General features: G+C 69.8%; 17 protein-coding genes and 1 pseudogene. 4 read left to right on the plus strand and 14 right to left on the minus strand.

Translation table 11 applies throughout. The features are described 5' to 3' along the window. Window positions 1-228 precede the first annotated feature (228 nt). From A5767_RS12285 to A5767_RS12305, 5 genes are all read right to left on the minus strand, one after another. The gene (locus A5767_RS12285; protein ID WP_064852405.1) at window positions 229-3597 is read right to left on the minus strand and encodes a translation initiation factor IF-2 N-terminal domain-containing protein; all 3369 of its coding nucleotides are present in this window, start codon (window positions 3595-3597) and stop codon (window positions 229-231) included. A gap of 444 nt (window positions 3598-4041) precedes the next feature. After that, window positions 4042-4461 carry a nucleoside-diphosphate kinase gene (ndk, locus tag A5767_RS12290; RefSeq protein WP_006551181.1) on the minus strand — a complete coding sequence of 140 codons (420 nt, stop codon included), beginning with the start codon at window positions 4459-4461 and terminating at the stop codon, window positions 4042-4044. A 9-nt stretch (window positions 4462-4470) separates the two neighbouring features. Next, the gene (locus A5767_RS12295) at window positions 4471-4881 is read right to left on the minus strand and encodes a DUF4233 domain-containing protein (RefSeq protein WP_006551180.1); all 411 of its coding nucleotides are present in this window, start codon (window positions 4879-4881) and stop codon (window positions 4471-4473) included. Further along, window positions 4878-6299, minus strand: coding sequence for a bifunctional tetrahydrofolate synthase/dihydrofolate synthase (gene folC / locus A5767_RS12300; RefSeq protein ID WP_064852406.1), 1422 nt, complete (start codon window positions 6297-6299; stop codon window positions 4878-4880). Before folC ends, A5767_RS12295 begins: the two co-directional genes overlap by 4 nt. Further along, window positions 6296-8956, minus strand: a complete 2661-nt coding sequence (locus A5767_RS12305; protein ID WP_064852407.1) for a valine--tRNA ligase — start codon at window positions 8954-8956, stop codon at window positions 6296-6298. The genes folC and A5767_RS12305 overlap by 4 nt, the downstream gene beginning before the upstream one ends. A gap of 182 nt (window positions 8957-9138) precedes the next feature. Between A5767_RS12305 and A5767_RS12310 the strand changes: the two genes are divergently transcribed. Then, on the plus strand, window positions 9139-9504 hold the full coding sequence (locus tag A5767_RS12310) for a hypothetical protein (RefSeq protein WP_064852413.1): 366 nt from the start codon (window positions 9139-9141) through the stop codon (window positions 9502-9504). 32 nt (window positions 9505-9536) lie between these two features. Here the strand turns inward: A5767_RS12310 and A5767_RS12315 are convergent, their stop codons facing one another. Further along, complete coding sequence (locus A5767_RS12315; RefSeq protein WP_064852414.1) at window positions 9537-11531, minus strand: S9 family peptidase; 1995 nt, start codon at window positions 11529-11531, stop codon at window positions 9537-9539. 124 nt (window positions 11532-11655) lie between these two features. On the opposite strand from A5767_RS12315, the gene thiD reads away from it, so the two are divergent. Then, the gene (gene thiD / locus A5767_RS12320) at window positions 11656-12447 is read left to right on the plus strand and encodes a bifunctional hydroxymethylpyrimidine kinase/phosphomethylpyrimidine kinase (protein WP_064852408.1); all 792 of its coding nucleotides are present in this window, start codon (window positions 11656-11658) and stop codon (window positions 12445-12447) included. A 22-nt stretch (window positions 12448-12469) separates the two neighbouring features. Here the strand turns inward: thiD and A5767_RS12325 are convergent, their stop codons facing one another. The 8 genes from A5767_RS12325 to A5767_RS12360 are packed head-to-tail and all read right to left on the minus strand — an operon-like array spanning window position 12470 to window position 18749. Beyond that, complete coding sequence (locus A5767_RS12325) at window positions 12470-13075, minus strand: GNAT family N-acetyltransferase (protein WP_024100595.1); 606 nt, start codon at window positions 13073-13075, stop codon at window positions 12470-12472. Between the two features lie 9 nt (window positions 13076-13084). After that, window positions 13085-14296, minus strand: coding sequence for a winged helix DNA-binding domain-containing protein (locus tag A5767_RS12330; RefSeq protein ID WP_064852415.1), 1212 nt, complete (start codon window positions 14294-14296; stop codon window positions 13085-13087). A 59-nt stretch (window positions 14297-14355) separates the two neighbouring features. Continuing rightward, complete coding sequence (locus A5767_RS12335) at window positions 14356-15336, minus strand: heme-dependent oxidative N-demethylase family protein (RefSeq protein ID WP_064852409.1); 981 nt, start codon at window positions 15334-15336, stop codon at window positions 14356-14358. 24 nt (window positions 15337-15360) lie between these two features. Next, the gene (locus A5767_RS12340; protein WP_064852410.1) at window positions 15361-15837 is read right to left on the minus strand and encodes a dimethylamine monooxygenase subunit DmmA family protein; all 477 of its coding nucleotides are present in this window, start codon (window positions 15835-15837) and stop codon (window positions 15361-15363) included. Continuing rightward, window positions 15834-16859: a heme-dependent oxidative N-demethylase family protein gene (locus A5767_RS12345; RefSeq protein ID WP_082937682.1), complete on the minus strand. Its 1026-nt coding sequence runs from the start codon at window positions 16857-16859 to the stop codon at window positions 15834-15836. The genes A5767_RS12340 and A5767_RS12345 overlap by 4 nt, the downstream gene beginning before the upstream one ends. Next, entirely contained in the window at window positions 16856-17851 is a 996-nt protein-coding gene (locus A5767_RS12350; RefSeq protein WP_006551169.1) for a PDR/VanB family oxidoreductase, read from the minus strand. The genes A5767_RS12345 and A5767_RS12350 overlap by 4 nt, the downstream gene beginning before the upstream one ends. Beyond that, window positions 17851-18363, minus strand: coding sequence for a dimethylamine monooxygenase subunit DmmA family protein (locus A5767_RS12355; RefSeq protein WP_230809554.1), 513 nt, complete (start codon window positions 18361-18363; stop codon window positions 17851-17853). The genes A5767_RS12350 and A5767_RS12355 overlap by 1 nt, the downstream gene beginning before the upstream one ends. Before the next feature lie 8 nt (window positions 18364-18371). Further along, window positions 18372-18749 carry a cupin domain-containing protein gene (locus tag A5767_RS12360; protein ID WP_060651112.1) on the minus strand — a complete coding sequence of 126 codons (378 nt, stop codon included), beginning with the start codon at window positions 18747-18749 and terminating at the stop codon, window positions 18372-18374. A gap of 415 nt (window positions 18750-19164) precedes the next feature. Between A5767_RS12360 and A5767_RS23370 the strand changes: the two genes are divergently transcribed. Together A5767_RS23370 and A5767_RS23735 are read left to right on the plus strand one after the other, a co-directional pair. Beyond that, the gene (locus A5767_RS23370; protein ID WP_064852411.1) at window positions 19165-19929 is read left to right on the plus strand and encodes an amidase family protein; all 765 of its coding nucleotides are present in this window, start codon (window positions 19165-19167) and stop codon (window positions 19927-19929) included. Next, window positions 19841-20248, plus strand: a pseudogene (locus tag A5767_RS23735) (acyl-CoA dehydrogenase family protein); the annotation flags it as partial. The gene A5767_RS23370 and the pseudogene A5767_RS23735, both read left to right, overlap by 89 nt. Window positions 20249-20393 lie beyond the last annotated feature (145 nt).

The following is a 20393-nucleotide window of genomic DNA, read 5'->3' on the forward strand; positions in this document are numbered from 1 at the left end:
GCTACCCCTTGCTTCTTCGAACGTGCTCGCGCCACAGTGCTGCGGACGCGACTGGTCTGGTGTGGTTGCTGACTCGGGTCCCGCCGGCATCCTGAATCCGGACGCGGCTGGGCACTATCGCCGAGTAGCGACTGAACAAGATTACGGGAAGGTGACTCCCAGGGTCAAACCGGGTGGCACGGTAGTGCCCGCTTCCGGGCCGGTCGTGACCGGCCCGGAAGCGGAGGGTCACGCTTCGGCGTCCACCGGAGGTCCGGCGGGGCGCCCTGCGGCACGCCGCGAACGCGGTCGCCGCACGATCTCCACCGGCGTCTCGACCGGTGTGCTCGGCCGGGAGTCCGACTCGGCCCCCGTGGACGACCCGGTCGTCGCGGGGACGACGAACACCTTGGCTGTAGGCCCACCGTCCCCGGCGGGCGCTGCGGCCGCCCGGGCGACCCTGCGTGCCCGACGGCGACGGGGAGCCGGTCCTGCGGCCTCGACGGAAGCCGCTCCGTCGGTGCTCTCCCCTGCGCCGGAGACGGCCGTCTCGGACACGGCAGCCTCGGGAACAGCGGTCTCCACGACCGCGGCTTCGGCTGCTGCGACCTCTGCCTCGATCTCGGCGGGCTCGTCGGAGGCGGTCGTCACCGTGGTGGCGTCCTCCCCTGCGACGGGCTCCTTCGTCGGTGCGGCGACCTTCTCGGGCTCGACGGCCCGCAGCGGCTCGGTGACCTTGACCGGGTCGACGTCGCCCGCAGGTGCGGACGCCGCCTCGGATGCGGTCTCGGTCGCTGCCGGCTCTGCAGCCGGAGCGTCCGCGGCCGGTGTCGAGTTGTGCGCGGCCATCGCGAGCGCGACGGGGTGCGCGGCACGCTTGACGACCTCTTCGGGCGACGGCGTCGTGTGCGTCTCGGCGGCGGGCTCCTGCGAACTCTTGTCGCGTCCACGCTTACGCCGCGAACCACCGCCGGACGAACGACCGGAGTCGTCCGAGGACTTCGACTCGATCGGCTCCGAGTGCACGATGAGGCCGCGGCCGCTGCAGTGCTCACAGGTGGTGGAGAACGCCTCGACGAGACCGGTCCCGAGCCGCTTGCGCGTCATCTGGACCAGGCCGAGCGAGGTGACCTCCGAGACCTGGTGGCGGGTGCGGTCCCGGCCGAGGGCCTCGGTCAGGCGACGCAGTACGAGGTCGCGGTTCGACTCGAGGACCATGTCGATGAAGTCGACGACGATCATGCCGCCGATGTCGCGCAGGCGCATCTGGCGGACGATCTCCTCGGCCGCCTCGAGGTTGTTACGGGTGACCGTCTCCTCGAGGTTGCCGCCGGAACCGGTGAACTTGCCGGTGTTGACATCGATGACGGTCATCGCCTCGGTGCGGTCGATGACGAGCGTGCCGCCGGAGGGCAGCCACACCTTGCGGTCGAGAGCCTTCGCGAGCTGCTCGTCGATGCGGTGCGCACCGAAGACGTCCACCGAGTTCTCCGAACGGTAGCGCTCGACGCGCGGCAGCAGGTCGGGTGCGACCGTCCGGATGTAGCTCTCGACGGTGTTCCACGCCGAGTCGCCCTCGATGACGAGCTTGGAGAAGTCCTCGTTGAACAGGTCTCGCACGACCTTCACGAGCAGATCCGGCTCCTCGTAGAGCGTCTTCGGCTGGCCCGAGGCGTCGGCCTGCAGCTTCTCGGACTGCTCGCGGATCGACTCCCACTGCGTCTGCAGGCGGGTGACGTCGCGCGAGAGTTCCTCCTCGCTCACGCCCTCGGCGGCGGTACGAATGATCACGCCCGCCTCGGAGGGGACGATCTCGCGGAGGATGTCCTTCAGACGCTTGCGCTCGGTGTCGGGGAGCTTGCGGCTGATGCCCGTGGACGAACCTCCCGGCACGTAGACCAGGAAGCGTCCGGCGAGGCTGATCTGGGTGGTCAGACGCGCGCCCTTGTGACCGACCGGGTCCTTGCTGACCTGCACGACCACCTGGTCGCCGGGCTTGAGGGCCTGCTCGATCTTGCGGGAGTTGCCTCCGAGGCCGGCGGCCTCCCAGTTCACCTCACCCGCGTAGAGCACGCCGTTGCGGCCACGGCCGATGTCGATGAACGCCGCCTCCATGGACGGGAGCACGTTCTGCACGCGACCGAGGTAGATGTTGCCGACCATCGACGCCGAACCGGAGGTCGTGACGAAGTGCTCGACGAGGATGCCGTCCTCGAGCACCGCGACCTGCGTCATGCCCGCGTGGGAACCGCCCGTGCGTTCGCGCACGACCATGACCCGGTCGACAGCCTCGCGGCGGGCGAGGAACTCGGATTCGGTGAGGATCGGGGGCCGGCGGCGACCGGCCTCGCGACCGTCGCGGCGACGCTGACGCTTCGCCTCGAGGCGCGTCGAACCGCTGATGCCCTGGACCTCGTCCTTGGCGCGGCTCTTCGGACGCGGCTCCCGCTCGTGGACGACCGTGGGAACCGAGTCGTCGTCGGTGCTCGCGGTGTCGGTGTCGGAACCGCGACGGCGACGGCGACGGCGGCGACGACGGGACGTCCCCCCGCCCTGCTCGTCGTCGGTGTCGTGCTCGTCGCTGCTCTGCTCGTCGCCCGAGGCGGACTCGTCGGAGGTGCTCTCCTCGGTGCCGGCGGTCTCCTCGGCGGGAGTCTCCGCTGCGGTGGACTCCGCTTCGGCGGACTTCTCCGTCTCCGCGGCCGCGGACTTCTCCGTCTCCGCGGCGGCGGACTCGGAGTCCTCGCCGGTCGCGGTCGTCTCGTCCTGCTGGTCGGTGTCGGTGCCGTCCCCGCGGCCACGTCCACGACCGCGACGTCCGCGGCGGCGGCGACGCGGCTGGTCGTCCTGGTCTTCGTCCGCCTGCTGCGACGGCGCTTCCTCGGTGGACTCGGCGGCGGCCGGCTCGGCGGTCTGCTGCTCGTCCTCGGCCGGTGCCTGCTCGGTGTCCTTGCCGCGGCGTGCGCGCCGGCGACGCGGGCGGGTCTCCTCCTCCTCGGCAGGCGTGGGCACCTCGGGCTGGAGGAACAGCGGTGCAGCGACGATCGGCTCGGCCGTGGTGGACGGCTCGGGCATCTCGAACAGCGGCGTGCTCTGCTCCACCGAGGTGAACAGCCCGGTAGGTCCTCCGACGGAGGGGATGTCGAGTGCCTGCGGTGCGGTCTCGTCCGCGGTCTTCTCGGCGGGTCGCAGCTCGTCACCCTCGACCGGCACGGCCTCGGCGGTCTCCGCAGCCTCGGTCGCAGGCGCGGGAGTCGTCTCGACGGCAGGCTCCGGCACGGCCTCGGCCTCGGGAGCCGTCTCCGCCACAGCTTCGGGAGCCGTCTCGGCTGCAGCTTCGGGAGCCGTCTCGGCTTCCTGCACGGCGGGCTCGGCCGTGCCCGTGTCGTCGCTCAACGCAGCGTGCAGGTCCTCCGCGACATCGCGTGGGAGGGTCGAGTGCGCACTGCGCAGCTCGGTGCCGCGCTCGGCGGCTTTCGCGATCACCTGCTTACTGGTCAGCCCCAGCAGCTTGGCGAGGGCATGGACGCGGATCTTGGCAGGCAGACCGAGGAGGTTCCGTCCCCCTGTGTCCGACGCTTCGATCGAGTTGTTCTCCGGCGGCTCTTGATCGGCCACGTAGGTCTCCTAAGGCCCCCGGGCGCGTCCACCACCGACAACAGCGATGTGAGCGGCCACGCGGGGGCGCAGCTTGTGTACTCGCGCCGGGTGGGCGCGAGTCCTTCCGGTCTCGCATCGCGCGGTCGTCCGGTGCCCGTTTTCACTGCACGGCCGAGCAATGCCTGGCTTGATCGCGGGTCGAGCGCCGGAACATCCAGCGTGCCGCCGAGCGAGGTGTCTCCTTCGTCCTCGGCCACAGCGATGTCGGGCATCGATCCGTGATGTCGTTCGGCCGCTCCGCACGCGGTGTGTGCGGGGCAACCTCTGCCAGTATCCCACACGGAGATGCACGGATACGCCAACGGCGCCCCGGAGGGCGCCGTCGGCGGTGTCGGGAGGCGCGAAGCGCGACGCCCGAGAGGTTTCGTGAGCGACACGCCAGGCGCCGCTCGTGCGGGGCTGTTACTTCGCAGCCAGGGCGGGGAACCAGAGAGCGATCTCGCGCTCGGCGGACTCCACCGAGTCGGAGCCGTGGACCAGGTTCTCGCCCGGATCCAGGCCGAGGTCGCCACGGATCGAGCCGGGCACGGCCTTCTCGACCGGATCGGTGCCACCGGCGAGCTGCCGGAACGCCGCGATCGCGCGGGGGCCTTCGAGGACCGCGGCCACGAGGGGGCCGCCGGTGATGAACTCGATCAGCGAGGGGTAGAAGGGCTTGCCCTCGTGCTCGGCGTAGTGCGCTCCGGCGACCTCCTCGGTCGCGGTGCGCAGCTCGAGAGCCACGATGTCCAGCCCCTTGCGCTCGATGCGCGAGAGGATCTCTCCGACGTGACGGCGTGCGACGCCGTCGGGCTTGATCAGTACCAGGGTCCGCTCAGTCACGCGACAAGCCTAGAGGTCGTCCCGCTGGCCCGGCAGCAGACCCCTGGATTCGCGATCCCTGATGTCCTTGCGCAGGTAGAAGATGTACGCCCACACCGCGGCGAAGAGCACACCCACCGCACCGAACGCGAGGTCGACGAAGAAGCCCAGCACGGCGAGCACCTGCAACGTGATGTTGAACGGGATCGCCCACGACTTCTTCTGCACCCCGGCTCCGAGGAACATGAGAACGGCGAGGCCCACGACGTAGGTCGTCGACCACGCGCTCAGTCCCCCGCCGACGGTCGCGATCACCGGCAGCACCAGCAGCACCACGATCGCCTCGAGCACGAGCGTTCCCGCCATCACGCCGCGGAAGCCCTTCCAGGGGTCCGTCGTCGGCGGCCGGAACTTCTGTTCCTCCGGCTTGTCGTTGCTCACGCGGGATCCTTTCCGAACAGACTGCGGGCCGCACCTGCGGTCACCACCGAACCGGTGACCACGACCCCGGCGCCCGACACCGCTTCGCCGGGCTCGCCGACCTCCTCCGCGATCGCGATCGCGGTTTCGATCGCATCCGGGAGCGTCGCCGCGGTGACGACCCGTTCGTCGCCGAATCGGGCGACGGCGATGTTCGCGAGATCGTCGACGTCCATCGCTCGCGGCGACCCGTTGTGGGTGACGACGATCTCGTCGAAGACCGGTTCGAGCGCCTCGATCAGACCCGCGACGTCCTTGTCGGCCATCACGCTCACGACGCCCACGAGCTTGCGGAAGTCGAATTCCTGGGCGAGCGCGGCCGCGAGGGCCTTCGCGCCGTGCGGGTTGTGCGCGGCGTCGAGGAAGACGGTGGGCGCATTGCGCACCCGCTCGAGCCGGCCCGGCGTGGTCACCGACGCGAACGCGTCGCGCACCGCCTCGACATCGAGCTGCTTGCCGGGGCCCGCCCCGAAGAACGCCTCGACCGCGGCCAGCGCGACCGACGCGTTGTGCGCCTGGTGCTCGCCGTGGAGCGGCAGGAAGATGTCGGTGTAGAGACCCCCGAGACCCTGCAGGTCGATCTGCTGTCCGCCGACGGCGACCGCACGCCGCACCACCGCGAACTCGGATCCCTGACGGGCCACGGCCGCGTCGGCCTCGACGGCCTGCCGCAGCAGCACGTCCATCGCCTCCGGATCCTGCTGCGCGATGATCGCCACGGTGTCGCGGGGCACGAGACCGTCGTCGGGTGCCTTCTTGATGATCCCGGCCTTCTCCCCCGCGATCTCCGTGAGGGTGTCGCCCAGATAACCCGTGTGGTCGATCCCGACGGGCGTGATCACCGCGACCTGCCCGGTGACGACGTTGGTGGCGTCCCACCGTCCGCCGAGACCCACCTCGACGACCGCCACGTCGACGGGTGCATCGGCGAACGCCGCGAACGCCATGGCGGTGGTGACCTCGAACTTGCTCATCTTCGGGCCACCGGCCGCCTCGGACTGTTCATCGATCATCCGGACGTACGGTTCGATGTCGCGGTAGGTGTCGACGTAGGTCCGCGGCGAGACCGGCGCGCCGTCGATGCTGATCCGCTCGGTGGCGAGCTGCAGGTGCGGGCTCGTCGTCCGGCCGACGCGGTGGTGCATGCGGGTGAGCAGCGCGTCGATCATCCGGGTCGTCGACGTCTTGCCGTTCGTGCCGGCGACGTGGATCGACGGGTAGCTGTTCTGCGGCGACCCGAGGATGTCCATGAGCGCGGCGATCCGCGCCAGGGACGGCTCGATCTTCGTCTCCGGCCAGCGCTTGTCGAGCTCGGCTTCGACGAGCGTCAGTTCGGCCAGGTCCACCGGGGACGGCGCCCCCGGGGTGTCGGTGCTCACGCCGCGCCCAGCTCCTTCAGTCGTGCGGTGATCCGTGCGATCTCCTCTTCCGCGATCTGCTTGCGACCGCGGATCTTCTCGACCACCTGATCGGGTGCCTTCGCGACGAAGGCCTCGTTCGACAGCTTCGCGGAGGTGCCCGTCAGTTCCTTCTCCGCGGCGGCGAGATCCTTGCGCAGGCGCGCGATCTCGGCGCCGACGTCGATGCTGCCGGAGGTGTCGAGCTCGACGGTGACCGTCGCGCGGCTCAGCCGGACCTCGATCGACGCGGTGGCCGAGAACGAGTCCTCCGGCGCGGTCAGGCGCGCGAGCGACTGCACGGCCGGCACCTGCGCGACGAGATCGGCGTCCTCGACACCGACGAGCCGGGCCGCGACCTTCTGCGACGGCTTGAGACCCTGGTCGCTGCGAAACCGGCGGATCTCGGTGACGAGCCTCTGCAGGTCGGCGACCCGCTGCGCCGCGGTCTCGTCGGTGGCGATGCCGGACGTCTCGGGCCAGGACGCGACGACGACGGACTCGCCGCCGGTGAGCACCTTCCACAGGGTCTCGGTGACGAACGGGATGACCGGGTGCAGCAGGCGCAGCAGCTGGTCGAGGACGGTGCCGAGCACAACCTTGGTGCCGTCGGCGTGGGCGCTGCCCTCGGCGAGCTGGACCTTGGCGAGCTCGAGATACCAGTCGCAGACCTCGTCCCACGCGAAGTGGTAGAGCGCCTCGCACGCCTTCGAGAACTCGTAATGATCGAAGGCCGCGTCGACCTCGGTCCGCACCTGCTCGAGGCGGTCGAGGATCCACCGGTCGGCGTCGGTGAGCTGCTGGCGGGCCGGGAGCTCGCCGATCACCGCGCCGTTCATCAATGCGAACTTGGTCGCGTTGAACAGCTTGTTCGCGAAGTTGCGCGACGACTGGGCGTGGTCCTCACCGACGGCGAGATCGCCACCCGGGTTCGCGCCGCGCGCCAGCGTGAAGCGCAGGGCGTCGGCGCCGAAACGCTCGACCCAGTCGAGCGGGTCGATGCCGTTGCCGCGCGACTTCGACATCTTCTTGCCGAACTGGTCGCGGACGAGGCCGTGCAGGAACAGATCCCGGAACGGCACCTGCGCCTGGTGCACCGCGTCGTCACCCGACACGTAGGTGCCGAACATCATCATGCGGGCGACCCAGAAGAACAGGATGTCGTAGCCGGTGACGAGAACGCTGGTGGGATAGAACTTGTCGAGCTCGGGGGTCTTCTCCGGCCAGCCCATCGTGGAGAACGGCCACAGGCCGGACGAGAACCACGTGTCGAGCACGTCCGGGTCCTGCTCCCAGCCCTCGGGGGCGATCTCGTCGGGGCCGAAGCACTCGACCTCGCCGTTCGGGCCGTACCAGATCGGGATGCGGTGACCCCACCACAGCTGACGCGAGATGCACCAGTCGTGCATGTTGTCGACCCAGTCGAACCAGCGCGGTTCCTGGCTCGCCGGGTGGATGACGGTGTGACCGTTGCGCACCGCGTCGCCGGCAGCCTTGGCGAGCTTGTCTACCTTGACCCACCACTGCATCGACAGCCGCGGCTCGATGGTCTCGCCGGACCGCTCGGAGTGGCCGACGCTGTGCAGGTAGGGGCGCTTCTCGGCGACGACGCGGCCCTGCGCGGCGAGTTCCTCGCGGATCGCGATGCGCGCCTCGAAACGGTCCATGCCGTCGAAGCGGGTGCCGGAGTCGGCGATACGACCGGCCTTGTCCATGATCGTGGGCATCGGCAGGTCGTGCCGCAGGCCCATCTCGAAGTCGTTGGGGTCGTGCGCAGGCGTGATCTTCACTGCGCCCGTACCGAATTCGGGGTCGACGTATTCGTCGGCGATGATCGGGATCTGCCGGCCGGTGATCGGGTGCTCGAGCGTCGTGCCGATGATGTCCTTGTAGCGCTCGTCTTCGGGGTGCACCGCGACAGCGGTGTCGCCGAGCATCGTCTCCACACGAGTGGTAGCGACGACGACGTGCGGCTCGTCGTCGTTCAGGGAGCCGTAGCGCAGGGAGACGAGTTCGCCCTCGACCTCCTCGAACTTCACCTCGATGTCGGAGATCGCGGTCTGCAGCACGGGCGACCAGTTGACCAGGCGCTCGGCGCGGTAGATCAGCCCCTCGTCGTAGAGGCGCTTGAACATCGTCTGCACCGCGCGGGACAGCCCCTCGTCCATGGTGAAGCGGTCGCGCGACCAGTCCACACCGTCGCCGATGCGACGCATCTGGCCCTGGATCATGCCGCCGGACTCGGCTTTCCACTGCCAGACCTTCTCGATGAAGGCCTCGCGACCGAGGTCCTCCTTCTTCTTGCCGTCGGCGGCGAGCTGCTTCTCGACGACGGTCTGGGTGGCGATGCCGGCGTGGTCCATGCCGGGCAGCCACAGCACCTCGTAGCCCTGCATGCGCTTACGGCGGGAGAGCACGTCCATGAGGGTGTGGTCGAGGGCGTGACCCATGTGCAGGCTGCCGGTGACGTTCGGCGGCGGCAGGACGATCGAGTACCCGGGCTTGTCGCTCGTGGGGTCGGCCTCGAAGTAGCCGGCGTCGACCCACTGCTGGTAGAGCTCCGCTTCGACGGCGCTGGGGTCCCAGCTCTTGGGAAGGGCGTCGGCGGGGTTCTGCGAGTTCTCTGGCGCACTGGTCACCCGTCAATCGTAAGCGTCGCGGCGAACCTCCTGGACACGGGCCATGACAGAGATGGACAAGGGTCGCGACAGAGCCGGACAGGGGTCGCGACAGAAGAGTGTGGCCCGCTCCCCGACCGGGTATCGCAGTGCCGGGCGGCCGAATGCGCGGACGCCGAACGGACAGGACGGAGGACACCGTCATGATGCGGGCATTGATCTTCGCTGCAGGTGCGGCCGCGGGATTCGTCGCGGGGACCCGGGCGGGACGCGAGACCTACGACAAGATGCGGGGGCGTTCGAACGAGCTGTGGCACAACCCGGCAGTGCAGGAAAAGGTCATTCCTGCGGTACAGGACAAGGTGACGGAAGCGGCCGGCGTCGTGAAGGAGAAGGCACCGCACCTCCAGGAGACGGTCGGTGGTCTCGCCGAGAAGGTCACCCATCGCGGCGGATCGGGTCAGCACTCGGCCGGTTCCGGTTCCGCGACGAGCGAGTCGACACCGGCCACCGACGAGCCCCCGCGTCCGCCGGTCTCGCCGGGCGACCAGCCGCGCCCGCCCGAATAGCGAGGCAGTAGACCCCGAGCGGACGTCCTCGGTCAGCCCAGCTCGTCCGGCAGGTCGAGCGGGCGGCCGAGCACGTGCTCGGACAGGAACGCCTCGACGGTCCGGTACCAGATCTTCGAGTGCTGAGGCTTCAGCACCCAGTGGTTCTCGGACGGGAAGTACAGGAAGCGGTGGACGGTGGTGCCGTCGTCCTCGGCGGGTCGACCCGATTCGTTGAGCAGCTCGTACCACAGGCGCAGGGCTTCGCCGATCGGGACGCGATAGTCCTTGTCGCCGTGGATCACGAGCATGGGCGTGACGATGTCGGCGACGAACAGGTGCGGTGAGTTCTCGACCGCCATCTCCGGGGTCATCTCCCGCTGCCAGTACCAGGCAACGTCGGTGGTCGGGGTGAACTGGTCCAGCGCCCACAGACCCGCGTGGGTGACGACCGCGCGGAACCGGTCGGTGTGCCCGGCGATCCAATTGGCGAGATATCCACCGAACGATCCGCCCATCACCGCGGTCCGCTCCTCGTCGATATCCTCACGCGCGACCGCGGCATCCGTGACGGCCATCAGATCGGTGTACGGTTCGCTCCCCCACCGTCCCCAGCCACGCCGCACGAAGTCGTCGCCGTAGCCGGTGGACAGTGCGGGATCGGGCAGCAGCACCGCATAGCCGCGGGCGACGAGGAGCCACGGGTTCCAGCGCCACGACCAGGTGTTCCAGCTGCTCAGCGGACCGCCGTGCACCCACAGAAGCATCGGCGCGGGGCCGTCGGCGGACGCCGTGTGCGGAAGCGCGAACCACGCCCGCACCGGCGTGCCGTCGGAGGCCTCGGTGGTCAGTTCCACGAGATGTCCCGGAAGTTCCGGGAGCGCAGCGGGAGCACGTAGCGGCGTGACGGTGCCGGCGTCGGGTCCGGTGAGGTCGATGCGCACGGGGTGCGGCGGTGCTTCGTAGGAGGCCCGCAGCGCGTATGCCGTGCTGCCGTCGGGTGCGATGTGGACGTCCGTGTAGGCGGCGTCGTCCGTCGTGAGGCGGTCGGGCTGTGCTGACCCGAGTCGCTGCACGAACACCGGCGCGCGTCCGTGATCGTCGGCGGTGAGCACGAGACCGGAACCGTCGGGCAGCCAGGTGACGGAAGTGGGACGTCTGTCCCATTCGGGGGCCTCGACGGTCGTGGTTCCGCTCGCGATGTCCAGGACGCGGACGGTGATCTGCGGAGGGTTCTCCGCGTCGCTCATCGATTCGTGCAGGTAGGCGAGCTTCGTCCCGTCGCGCGAGATCGACGGGTGCGTCACGTCGCCGGTCTCGTCGTCGACGAGCGGGGTGCGCAGGCCGGTGCCGAGATCGACCCGCACGAGCGTGATGCGGCGCGAGGCGAGCGGACCGGGGACCACCCACGTCGCGGCGGCGAACGAACCGTCGGCAGCGATGTCGACGGAGCCATCCCGCAGCGACCCTCGGATCCCGGGCGTGAGGTCGGTGAACCCGTCGCCGCTCTTGTCCGGGACGAGCAGGTGCGGCTGGTCGGGCCCGAGATCGTGGTCCCAGTAGCGCACCGGATAGCCCGTGTGCAGCACCGCGGTCACGGCCCCGTCCTTGCGGGCGTCCCGGATCCGTTCGTCGTCGGACTCGCTGTGGCCGAGGACGGACGCGACGAGGACGATCCGGTCGGCTTCGGACGCCGCGTGCACCGATGCGAATCCACCCCTGCGGGATCCGACCTGCTCGGCCTCACCGCCCGCCGCGGGCAGTCGCCACAGCGACACCGGCGGATCGTCCTTGCCCCGGGCGGCGGTGAACAGCAGGTCGCCGGACGCGGTGAAGGTCGGGTTCGATTCACCCGTGGTGCCGTGGGTGAGGCGTCGCGCCGGGGCGTTGCCTTCGGGATCCACCTCCCACAGAGCCTCGGTGTACGAGGTGGCCTTGTCGTCGAGCGTCGACTGCGTGATCACCAGGCGATTCCCGTCCGGAGACATCGTGAGGGAGGTGACGCGAGGAAGCGCCAGGTAGTCGTCGAGCTCGTGGAAGGCCGTCATGCCTGGACGATATCGGGAGCGGCGGTGGGCGGTCCGCAGGGTGGCACCGAGTTCGTCTGTAACCTGGTCGTTCGGCGGGTACATCCCGTGGCAACGCCGTCACCAGTCCGAACGGAGCACTCACATGGTCGACCTCGCATACGTCATCGCCGGCTCGGAAGCGACCGGTGGCGCCGGTCTGCAGGTCGACCTCAAGACGTTCCAGCAGCTCGGTGTGTACGGGGTGGGCACCACGACGTGCATCGTCTCGTTCGACCCGAAGAACAACTGGGGCCACCGCTTCTTCCCCGTCCCGGCCGACGTGATCGCCGAGCAGATCGAGGCCGCCACCGCCGCCCACAATCTCGACGTGGTGAAGATCGGCATGCTGGGCACGCCCGCGACGATCGACGTCGTCGCCGAAGGTCTCAAGAAGCAGGACTGGCGGCACGTCGTGCTCGACCCGGTCCTGATCTGCAAGGGCCAGGAGGCCGGCGCGGCCCTCGACACCGACAACGCCCTGCGCGCGCAGGTGCTCCCCCACGCCACGGTCGTCACCCCGAACCTGTTCGAGGCACGCACCCTGTCCGGGATGGACGAGATCACCTCGGTCGACCAGCTCATCGAGGCGGCGCGTCGCATCCACGACCTCGGCCCGAAGTACGTCGTCGCGAAGGGCGGCGTCGAACTCGACGGCGAGGACGCCGTGGACGTGCTGTTCGACGGCTCCGACGTCACCCTGCTGACGGCACCGAAGGTCGGCAACGAGCGTGTCTCCGGCGCCGGCTGCACCCTCGCCGCCGCGATCACCGCCGAACTCGCGAAGGGCGCGTCGGTCGCCGACGCCGCAGCCCGCGCGAAGGATTTCGTCACGACCGGGATCAAGGGCCGCGTGTCCGCCAACACCCCGTTCGACACCGTCTGGCAGGGCGCCTGATCCGAAGGCGGGAAGCATCCCGTCAGCGCGGCTGCCGCCACATCCCCCACAGGGTCGGCCCACCACCGGGGATGACGATGGCGCGGGTGACCTCGAACCCGAACCGCTCGTAGTAGGGAACGTTCGATTCCTTGCTCGACTCGAGGTAGGCGGGAGCGTGTTCGGCGTCGGCGCGGTCGAGGCCGGCCTTCATCAGGGCTTTGCCGAGGCCGGTCCCCCGCGCATCAGGTGAGGTGCCGATCGTCGACAGGTACCAGTGCGGTTCGTCCGGATGCGCCGCGTCGAGGGTGACGTTGACCTGCCCTCCCCGCTTCATGTAGCGGCCGAGCGCGGCGTAGAAGCCGGGCAGGAGGCGGAGCGAGGTCCACGCATCGGTGCGCCATCGTCCGGGCGGCGCCCACATCGCCGCGCCTCCGACGGTCCCACCGGACTCGGCGATGTCGGTGGCTCCCAACGGCACCATGTGGTGGCGGGCGTCGGCGGCGAAGAAACGGGTCATGCGGCGGATACGGTGCTCCTCGTCCGGGAACATCCACGCGAAGACCGGATCGTCGAAGAACGCCTCGGCGATCACCCGAGCGAAGACCGGAATGTCGCGGCGCGTGGCGGTTCTCGGTTCGACGGCCATGTCGGCAGCCTACGACGAAGACGTGCCCGACGACCTGCCTTCCGTCGCCAGTTCCTTCGCGAGGGGCGTGGGGAACCGCGGCATCACCCGCACCCCACCCAGCCAGTCGTCGAGGCGGGCGGCTTCCTCGCGTAACACCGCGGTGCCCTCGGCGCCGATGTCCTCGAGCAGACGCAGGCTCACCGCTCCCGTGTCGGTCTGCCACCACGTGCCGACGATCCGTCCGTCCCACCAGGCGGTGGGACCGGCGTTGCCGTTGGAGTCGAACAGCGCCTCCCTGTACGGCCCCAGATACCACTCGCGTTCGGTCCACCCCATGACCGTGGGGTCCAGACCGGGCAGCAGCGCACCCCACGGTTCGACGGGAGCGGGCTCGTCCACGTCGTCGGCCAGGAGGTAGCCGGGACGGCCGTCGAGATCGACCTCCACCACGTCGAGTTCGGCGAGGGCCGCGCGGACGGCAGTGAGGGTGGAGCCGAGCCACCATTTCAGATCCCCCTCGGTGCCGGGACCGAATGCGCGCAGCCACATCCGCACGAGTTCGCGCACACCCGTCGCCTCGTCGACGGGGTCGACGGCCGAGCCCAGCCACGACTCGGTGGGCGTCCAGGTGGGGCGCGAAACCCGCCACGACCCCTTGTTCGACGCCCGGACCACTTTCCCCTCGGCGGAGAGCACCGTGAGCACGCGAGGCGCGAAGGTGACCGGCCCACCCCAGGATTTGCCGGCACCGAACTCCAGCGCGCCGTCGAGGAGCGGGATCTCGGCCTTGAGCTCGCTCGATGTCGCCTCCCGCCCGTCGGCCAGGGCGGCGAGGATGTGGCGGCTCACCTCGTCGAGCCAGCTCTCGCCGTCGTCGTGCAATCCGGCCTTCACGACGTCCTTGACGACCGTGCGCCGTTGTGCGGCGGCAACCCGGGCGCTCGCCCCGGCCTGCACCACCGGGAGGGTGTCGAGCGGGACGACGAAGACGGTGCGCCGCATGGCCATGTGTTTGACCATGGTGCGGTCGTCGTAGAGCGCCCTGTCGAGGTCGGCCACGGTGAACCCGTCCACACGTGCCCACGCCGACAGGTAGACGGTCGCCGGGTCGGTGCCGTGCAGGCACACCAGGGACGTCGCCGCGTCGACGGCGTCGGGGGCGCGGTGGGCGGGATGCAACCGGTGCCGGACGGCCAGTCGTGCCCGGCGTTCGTCCACGTCGATCCTGGGTGCGGCCATGGCCGTCATCGTAGGACCGGCCACCGACCTCGGGCGCGCGGTGAAGGGGCCCCGCGGCCTCAGGCTGCTCGTTCGCGCAGCCAGGCCATCGCCTCCATCCGGTACTCGTCGATGCCCTTGTACTGCGCGATCTCGCGCGGCAGCTCCTCGACGATGTCGGCGAGCTGGTACGCGCACTGCGGGTAGGCGGCGATCTCGGCGAGGGGTGCCATGTAGGTGCGGATGTTGAACACGATCGCACCGGTCGTCGGCAGCCGGATGAGGTGCTCGAGTTCGATGCGCAGCTGGATCCTCCCCCAGTCCTTCTCGGCCATCAGGCGGGGGATGTCGTCCATCCACTCGGGCATCGTCTCGAGGCTCGTGTCGCGGCGCCGCGAGCCGACGGCCGAGAAGGTCCAGTTCACCCGTCGGTAGGGCTGGTCGGCGGTGAGCCGGCGCAGGAACTGCTCGGCCCGGTCGGTGACCCCGTCGCGCGTGAGACCGGGTACGGGACGGTGGATCTCGTGCATGCTCATGCCGATGTCGAATTTCACCGACCAGTCGGCGGAGGAGGTCACCACGGCGGCGTCGAAGTAGAGGTGGCCGTCGCGTTCGGTGACGAGCAGGACGTCGTCGGGGATCTGGCAGGCGACGAACACCAGCGGGTGTTCGGGCAGCGTCTCCGGATCACCCGGGACGAAGGTGCAGTCGATTCCGAGAGGTTGGTTGCGCCAACGGTATCCGGATCCGAGGCGGTCGAGGGTCATGAGGTCGGGATACGACGCGGCCATCTCGCGGAAGTAGAACATCAGCAGGTCCCACGAGGCCGGGGTCATGTGCGGGAGGTAGCGGACCCGGTGCGGGTCCCGCTCGAGGATCCCCTGTCGCAGGGCCATCATCTCGACGTAGTCAGGTCCGAGGTCGACGATGTGTTCGCCCCAGCCGCCGGCGAACGTGTCGACGCGGCGGCGGGCGGGTTCGACGTTGACCCCGTAGCGGAATCTGTTCTCACCTTCGAGAAAAGGCCACGGGAGATAGGACAGGTCGCTGGTAACGGTCACATTCGGTCCTTCCGGTCGGTTCTGTCAGGCGACGGCTCCGAGATAGGTGCCGTGGTGACTCGACAGGTGCGGGCGGATCTCGAGGGAGATCCCGCACCCGGCGCACGAGATCCTGTCGCCGGGTCGCGCGTCGGCCCGCTGTGTCGTCTCGCAGTGGGGGCAGAAAACCGTCAGCGTCACCGTCGACGTGACGTAGGTGATGAGTTCGCAGGGCAGGGCGCCGGCCTGCCGGGCGGCGGCGGTGTAGGCCATGGCCTCGGCGGCCGGACCGGCGACGAGGATGCGTGATCCCGCCCGCAGCGCGGCGACCGCTTCGGCGGCGCGACCGGGTGTCGGGTCGTAGAGGGCGGCGGCGTCGCGTCCAAGTTCGGAGGCGTCGGCCATCCAGTGCCGCAACGCCTTTCGCGCGAGTTCGCAGTCGCTCGCGGCGAGGACGAGGAAGGCGCGACCGGCACGGTCGAGTGCGGGTGGGTCGCCGTGGACGAATCCGGAGGCCTTCACGACCGCACACCCCCGTAGGTGCGGAGCCAGCGCACCCCCGGTTCGCGGGTGCGGGTGATGCCCTTGTAGTCGGCCATATCCTCGGGCAGCTCCTCGAGGACACGGCACAACCGCTCGGCCCATTCCGGTACGCGGGCGATGTCCTCGAAGGGCAGCAGGTAGGTGCGGATGAGGAACATGATCGCGCCGGAGACACCGAGGCGCACGAGGTGCTGGACCTCGACGCGCAGGTTCAGCCGGCGCCCCACGTCCTCGAGCGGCCCCTCGGCGAGCAGCCGCCGGTCGCGTCCCCACACGGGATAGGTCTCGGTGGACTGGTCGAGGAGGCGGTCGACGCTGAGCGACCAGTTGGTGCGGCGGTACTGCCGGCCGGGCTGCAGGCCCATGAGGAACTGCTGGGCGCGCGGGATGACCCCTTCGGTGTGCACGCGCGGGACGGGCCCGTGGATCTGCAGGAAGCTCATGCCGACGTCGAAGCGCAGCGACCAGTCGGCGGCGAAGGTCACCAGTCCGGCGTCGCCCCAGAGGGCACCCTCACGCTGGTCGAGCAGCACGACGTCCTCCTGGAGGTGCCTGCCGACGAACAGCAGGGGTGGTTCGGGCAGGGTGGACGGATCACCGAACACGAAGGACTGTTCGACGCCGAGTGCCCGGTTGGTGAATCGCCGGGCCACACCGTCCCCGTCGAGCGAGAACGTCTCGGGGTGGGCGTCGGTGAGCATCCGCATGAGGGTGAGCATCGCGTCCCACTGGGCGATCTCCATGTGCGGCAGAGCCTGGAACCGGGTGGGGTCCTCGGCGAGGATGCGGGTGCGTTCGGCGAGATCCTCCCGGTACCGGCCGTCGACGTCGACGGGGTGGGTCCCCCATCCCCCGACGGGTGTCTCCACGACACTGCCGGCGGGTTCGACGTTGGTGCTGTAGCGGTAGGTGTCGCGGGGGAAGGGGAACGGGAAGCGGGCGATGCGGTCGGGGATCGCCGCGCTGTCGCCGAGGGCCTCGAGGTCGATCGTGGTACTCACAGATCCAGCTCCAATCGGGGTCCGTTCGCGCGGGAGACGCACGGCATGAGGCAGTCTCCGGCCTCCTTCTCGGCGGCGCCGAGATACAGGTCGCGGTGTTCGATGTCGCCGCTCACCACGGGCAGCCGGCACTCCCCGCACACGCCCTGACGGCAGAGGCTGGGGACCGCGATGCCGCGGGATCCGAGCGCTTCGAGGAGGCTGACACCCGAGGCGACGTCCACGTCGACGCCGCTGCGGGTGAGGTGTGCGGTGAACGGTTCGCCGGGGTCGAGGTCGCCGACCCCGAAGTGCTCGTAGTGCACGCGGGCGCCGGGCCAGCCGGCGCGACCGGCACGGTCGGTGAGTTCGTCGATGAGCGCAGCCGGGCCGCACGCGTAGAGGTGGGTGCCGATCGGCTGGTCCAGCAGCGCGGGTCCCATGTGCTCCCAGAAGCCGTCGCGGCCGGTGTGGAGGTGGAGGCGGTCGCCGCACAGCTGCTCCAGGTCGTCGAGGTGGGCGGCGTCGCCCTCCCGGTGGACGTAGTGCACCTCGAACGAGCGGCCCCACTGCACGGCGGCGCGGACGTGGGACAGGATCGGGGTGACGCCGATTCCGCCGGCGACGAGCAGGTGGTGCCGCGCGGTGAGGACCGGGGCGAAGGCGCTGCGCGGGGTGCTCACCTGCACCCTGTCCCCCGCTCGCAGGGAGTGGATCCAGCGGGAGCCACCGCGGCCGTCCTCCTCGAGCCGTACGGAGATGCCGTAGTGGTCGGGCTCGAAACCGGGTCCGGTGAGGGAGTAGGAGTTCCGGCGGGATTGCCCCTCCGGCCCGGTTCCGCAGGTCACGACGATGTGACTGCCCGGGGTGAAGGAGGGCAGGAGTGCGCCGTCGGACGCGACCAGCCGCATGTGCCGCACGGTCGGGGTCAGTGCGGTGACCTCGTCGACCGCCAGCACCAGGCCGGCGTCGGACGGCACGTTCGTTGCGGGGCTGTCGGACATCAGGGTCATCAGCGTTCCTCCGCGTCGATCATGTAACCGAGGTAGGCCGCGTGGTGACGCGAGACATGGTGGTAGACCACGAGTTCCGCGCGGCAGTTCGGGCAGGTGGTGCACCGGCCGACCTCGACGTCGGCGAGATGGGTGGTGTGACAGTGTGCGCAGTAGACCGCGCGGTCGGCGGTGTCGATCGGGACGGGCATGATCTCCTCGTCGACGAGCCCGCCGGCCACCGCCACGGCCCTTGCGGCGAGGACGGCGGCCTCGGATCCGACGAGGACGAGTCGGCAGCCGACCCGGGAGGCGTCGAGCTGCCGTCGGAGGACGCGGGCAGCCGTGTCGCCCCACTCGGCGGGCAGACGCATCCAGTCCACCCGCCGACCGTCGAAGGACAGCAAGAGATTCCGCGCCTGCTCGGCGGCCTCGTCGCCGAAGGACAGGATCGTGAAGGTCCGTCCCCCGCCGGCGATGCTCCGTTCCTCGTCCCACCTCGGCACACTGGTGGTGTCCATACAGACGTTCACGGCATCTCCTAGGGCGCGAAGGAGCGGAGGCCGACGTAGAAGGCGAGCGCGCCTTCGGGGGTGGTGAAGCGGATGCGGGATCCCTCGGGGAAGAAGATCGCGTCGTACGCACGGGCGATCTCGACCTGGCCGGTGTCGAGGTTCTCGAGGCGGAACTCGCCGTCGAGGACGACCTTCATCTCGTCGTATTCGTAGGTGTAGTCGAGGGGCGCCTCGGTGGGTTCGAGACGGAAGTAGCCGGAGGCCATGGGGCAGCCTTCGGGATTCGGGTGGACGTCGTCGATGTAGCCCTTCGTTCCCGGGAACTCGTCGACCGACATCTGCGGGAGGTTCTTCCAGAAACCGGAGGTCACTCGGAATGCGGGCACGGTGGTGGTCTCGGACATGGCAACTCCTCAAAGGGAAGGAATGCGCGAACGCGCGGTGTGCAACGAGAACGTCGATCGCTGACGTGAAACAGACGATAATGGGAAGAAACGCAGCGATGGTTGCAGTTCTGTTAACGCGCGTAACCGATTCCTCTCGAGGGCAAGGGAATCCGGTCCCTCGAGGAGGTTCCCCGGAGCCGGACGGAACATCCGTCAGCGGCCGGGATCGAAGAGGGCGCGATGCCAGATACGCGTGACGATCTCTGCGGCACGTTCGAGCGGTATGGGCGTCTCCTGCAGGGCGTCCTGCGCGTACCAGACGTAGGCCGACCCAGCGCGGGCGGATCGCCCGGTCCGACTCCGGTGCCGTCGCCCGGCTGCGCGCCGCGGGCTCGGTGATGCCCGGCAAGACCCACATACCCGAGTTCTGCCAGTGCGCGACCAGCGACAACCTGCTCGGCCGGGAGACGGGAACCCGTGGGGTCCGTCCCGTACGCCGGGCGGTTCGAGCGGTGGCGCCGCGGCTTCCGTCGGCGCCGGTCTCGCGACGATCGCGCTCGGCTCGGACGGCGGCGGGTCCATCCGCATCCCGTCGGCCTTCAGCGGACTCGTCGGGTTCAAGCCGACCACCGGATCGTGCGCGGACGAACGGGGTTTCCGCGCGATGACTGATTTCGTCACTGCCGGCCCGCCGGCCTGGACGGTGGACGACGCCCGCATCATGACGGAGATCCTCGCCGAGACGACCTTCGAACGCACCACGGTGCGGCACCGGTGGATCGCCTTCTTCCGGCGCCCGGACAGACGTCCGGTCGATCCCGCGGTCGCCCGCACCGTCGAGACCGTCGCCGGAATCCTGTCGGATCTCGGGCACGAGGTCGTCGAGACCGACATCCCGATCCAGGGGTGGAACGAGATCTTCGGGCCGCTCGTGCTCGACGACGGGCTGCGCGAACGCGCCCATCTGCTCGACGATCCGGAGCTGCTGACCCCGCTACGAGCGGGCGAGTCCGCGAGCCGCGATGCAGCTGACCAGCGCCGAGGTCGCCGGTGCCCGCGGGCACTGGACGGATTCCTCCTCCGCATGGACGATTTCCTGCACCGTTGCCGTCAAGGGCATCGACACCCTGAACGGTACCGAGGTCGACGACCTCTACTTCTCCGACTGCGAGTTGCCCGCCGACTCGGTGGTCGGTGAGGTCGGCCAGGGCTGGTCCCAGCTCATGCCCGGGCCGGCGACCGAGCGGCTGATCCTCGCCGCCCAGATGCTCGGCGTCGCCGAACGTGCCTTCGACGACCCCTAGGGTCTGGCGCGGGCGTCGTCGATGGCCAAACTCGAGGCGACGGAGGTCGCCAAGAACACGGCCCTCGAGTGCATGCAGATGATGGGCGGCTACGGCTACTCCACCGAGTTCGACATGGTGCAGCACGTGCGCGCGGCCCTCGGCGCGACGATCTACGGCGGAACCAACGAGATCCAGCGCGACATCATCGGGAACTCGTTCGGTCTCCGATAGAACCCTCGCTCACACGAACATCGCAGCGGGGGGGGGGGGGGGGGGGGGGGGGGGGGCGGGGGGGGTGGGGGGCGCGGGCGGGGGGGGGGGGGCGGGGGGGGCCGGGCCCCGCGGGGTGCGGGGGGGCGGGGGGGCAGCGACCGGA

The organism is Rhodococcus sp. 852002-51564_SCH6189132-a, assembly GCF_001665495.1.
Taxonomy (GTDB): domain Bacteria; phylum Actinomycetota; class Actinomycetes; order Mycobacteriales; family Mycobacteriaceae; genus Rhodococcus; species Rhodococcus pyridinivorans.